The organism is Mesorhizobium sp. P2_D1, assembly GCF_056404455.1.
This window is the reverse complement of record NZ_JBFUDZ010000198.1, coordinates 1-524: the sequence shown is the minus strand read 5'-3', so window position 1 is coordinate 524 and position 524 is coordinate 1. Positions and strand designations below refer to the sequence as shown.

The 524-nt window shown below is 59.9% G+C and carries 1 pseudogene; it reads left to right on the top strand.

Features of this window, described 5'->3' with window-relative positions:
• Window positions 1-524, top strand: a pseudogene (locus tag AC1D0I_RS32945) (Tm-1-like ATP-binding domain-containing protein); the annotation flags it as partial.

Genomic DNA, 524 nt, shown 5'->3' with positions numbered 1-524 from the left:
CCATATGCAAGTCGTCTTTAAGCCAGGCTGCGGGCGCGGTTTTGGGGTCCGCGCAATCGGTCGAAACGCCGAAGCGGGATCGTCCCATCATTGGCATGATGAGCCTTGGCAGCTCGTGCCTTTCCTACATGAGACTACTCAAGGGCCCCTTGGAAGAGCGAGGGTTCGAACTTGCGGTGTTTCATGCGACTGGCATGGGCGGAATGGCTTTTGAAAATCTGGCCGCGCAAGGATATTTCTGCGCCGTCATGGATTTCGCGCTTCCCGAGCTCGGGAACCTTCTGGTTGGCTCTATCGTCAACGGTGGCAAGGACCGACTTGTGTCAGCCGGACAGAACAAGGTCCCACAACTCGTCGCTCCGGGCTGCGTCGACTTGATAGACTTTCCCAGTTGGCAAGATATCCCCGCCCGCTTCGCCGGCAGACCCTGCCACGCGCACAATCGTTTGATCTCCTCCGCCGCGTTGAACGCGCAAGAGCGGCGCGAGACCGCCCGCGAGATCGGCCATCGGTTGGCCAAAGCC